Raw genomic sequence first — 2,534 nt, forward strand, 5'->3', positions numbered from 1 at the left:
CCCCCCGCCGCCCTACAGGCCACCCAGCACCCTCATCCGGCGCCCCGCCCTGGCATGGTATTCCGGCCCCGGGGGCGGGGCGCCGACGGCGCCTGCGCCCTGCGGTCATCCGATGCCCGCAGCCCCATCGCCCAGAAATCAGCCTCGAGCCGCGCGGCCTTCGCGAAGTCGGCGGAAAGCGCCGCGAAGCGCGCCGCGCCGCCATGGCTCTCGCCGAGCGCGTCGAGCCGCGCGGCGGCGCCGCGCGCGAGCGACTGATACTCGTCGCCGGCATACATCGCGATCCAGGAGTCGTAGGGATTGCCGTCGCGCCGCCGCGTCGGGCTCGCCTCGATCGCCAGCGCGATCTCGCCATAGCCCACCGTGCAGGGCGCGAGTGCCACTTCCAGGTCGAGGATGTCGCCGGCGATGCCGCGGTCCAGCACCCAGCGGGTATAGGCGACCGTCTCGGCGGCTTCCGGCTCGGCCAGGATCGCGTCCTCCGCGATGCCCCACTCGGCGCAGTAGCCGACATGCAAGGTCATCTCATGCAGCAGCGCCTGGATCGCCCCCGCCTTCTCGCGAAATGCCGCAAAACTCTCGGCCTTGTAGGCGGCGAGCGCGAAGGCGCGCACGAACTGCACGAGGAACAGGTAGTCCTGCACCAGGTAGCGCTTGAAGGCCGGCAGCGGCAGCGATCCGTCGGCCAGCCCCTGCACGAACGGGTGCCAGGTGTAGGCCCGCCACGCGGCGCTGTTGGCCTGCTTCAGGCGGCGGAACAGCCCGCCCTCGCGACCGTAGGGCGGCGGCTCCAGGGCCTTCACCCCATCGCGTTGCGGGTGCCGGCCGGCAGTTGCACCACCAGACCGTCCAGCGCCTCGGTCATGATGATCTGGCAGCCGAGGCGCGAGGTCTCCTGCAGGTCGAAGGCGAGGTCGAGCATGTCCTCCTCGTCCTCGGTCGGCTTGCTCAGCTTGCCGAACCAGGCCGCGTCCACCACGACATGGCAGGTGGAACAGGCGAGGCTGCCCTCGCAGGCGCCCTCGATGTCCACGCCATGCTTGTGCGCGATCTCCAGCACGGAGAGACCGAGCGGCGCATCCACTTCCTTGCGCGTACCGTCGCGCTCGACGAACGTCATCTTCGGCATTGCGAGCCCTACTCCGCCGCGCCCGCCGAACCGGCCTGGACGCTGTCAAACGACGCGATGGCCCGGCGCCAGGCGGCGCCCAGCGCCGCGGCGGCCAGGTCCACCTCGGCGGGGGAGGTAAAGCGCCCGATCCCGATCCGCAAGGTGGCGCGCGCCCGCGCCTCCGGCAGGCCGAGCGCCCGCAGCACGTGGGAGGGCTCGACCTCCGCCGAGGAACAGGCCGAGCCGGTCGAGACGCAGATCTCCGGCGCGGCTTCCATGATCTGCTGCGCGGTGACGCCGCCGGGGAAAGCGAGGGAGAGGTTGCCGGCCCCGCGCCGCGCGCGGTCGGCGTTCACCGCGATGCCCGGCACCGCGGCCTCGATCGCCGCCAGGAAGCGGTCGCGCTGCGCGGCCCCGCGGCCGGCAGCCAGCGGCGCCTCGGCCGCCGCGATCCGGCTGGCCTCGCCGCGGCCGACGATGAGCGGCGCCGGCAGCGTGCCGGAGCGCAGCCCCCGCTCCTGCCCGCCGCCCGAGAACAGCGGCGCGAGGCGCACGCGCGGCCGGCGGCGGACATAGAGGGCGCCGATCCCCTTCGGCCCATAGAGCTTGTGCCCGGAGATGGAGAGCAGGTCGGCCCGGATCGCGCCGACATCCACCGCGATGCGGCCGCAGCCCTGCGCCGCGTCGGTGTGGAACAGCGCGCCGTGCCGCTTCGCGATCCCGCCGATCGCCTCCAGGTCCTGGATCACGCCGATCTCGTTGTTCACCGCCATGACGGAGACGAGCAGCGTCGGCGCCTCGGCCAGCGTTTCCTCAAGTCGGCCGAGGTCGAGCAGCCCGTCGGGCCGCACCGGCAGGATCACGGGCGCAAACCCCTCGGCGCCGAGGTCGCGCACGCTTTCGAGGACGCATTTGTGCTCGGTGGCGAGGGTGACGACGCGCAGCCGGTCCGTGCCCTGCGCCTTGGCGAAGCGGGCCGCGCCCTTGATGGCCAGGTTGTTGGATTCCGTGGCGCCGGAGGTGAACAGGATTTCCGACGGCTCGGCCCCGATCAGCGCCGCGACATGGCCGCGCGCGTCCTCCACCGCGGCCTCCGCCGCGCGGCCCATCGCGTGCTCGACCGAGCCCGGGTTCGAAAAATTCTGCTCCCACCAGGGGCGCATGGCGGCCAGCACGCGTGGGTCCACCGGCGTGGTCGCGTGGTTGTCGAGGTAGATCGGGCGATTGGGCCGGGTCATCGGGGCCTATGTGGCGCGGGCGGGCGGCCGGGTGAAGTGCGTCAGAAGTGGCTCAGCACCTCGTCCAGCGCACGCTAGAGCACGACCTCCCAATCGACTGGAATCAGTCGATCGGAAGGTCGTGCTCTAGGAATTATGATACTAGAGCAGCTTATGCCCGTTCGGCGGAACCGCTTAGCGGTTCC

3 protein-coding genes are annotated in these 2,534 nt (G+C 72.0%); all 3 read right to left on the reverse strand.

All coding sequences use genetic code 11. The features are described from left to right. Positions 1–32 precede the first annotated feature (32 nt). Genes AC1MIR_RS05145 through AC1MIR_RS05155 form a run of 3 tightly spaced genes read right to left on the reverse strand, consistent with a single transcriptional unit; the run spans position 33 to position 2,349 of the window. A complete protein-coding gene (locus AC1MIR_RS05145) occupies positions 33–803 on the reverse strand; it encodes a TenA family protein (RefSeq protein ID WP_480027116.1) in 771 nt (256 codons plus the stop codon). Continuing rightward, positions 800–1,129, reverse strand: a complete 330-nt coding sequence (locus AC1MIR_RS05150; RefSeq protein WP_480027117.1) for a ferredoxin family 2Fe-2S iron-sulfur cluster binding protein — start codon at positions 1,127–1,129, stop codon at positions 800–802. The genes AC1MIR_RS05145 and AC1MIR_RS05150 overlap by 4 nt, the downstream gene beginning before the upstream one ends. An 8-nt stretch (positions 1,130–1,137) precedes the next feature. Beyond that, positions 1,138–2,349: a cysteine desulfurase family protein gene (locus AC1MIR_RS05155; protein ID WP_480027118.1), complete on the reverse strand. Its 1,212-nt coding sequence runs from the start codon at positions 2,347–2,349 to the stop codon at positions 1,138–1,140. Positions 2,350–2,534: the final 185 nt, after the last annotated feature.

The sequence above is a fragment of the Falsiroseomonas sp. RANM36 genome (assembly GCF_056682175.1).

Excerpts from the sequence above, each read along its gene's own strand:
- AC1MIR_RS05150 (WP_480027117.1), bottom strand. The coding sequence starts at position 1,129 with ATGCCGAAGATGACGTTCGTCGAGCGCGACGGTACGCGCAAGGAAGTG.
- AC1MIR_RS05155 (WP_480027118.1), bottom strand. The coding sequence starts at position 2,349 with ATGACCCGGCCCAATCGCCCGATCTACCTCGACAACCACGCGACCACG.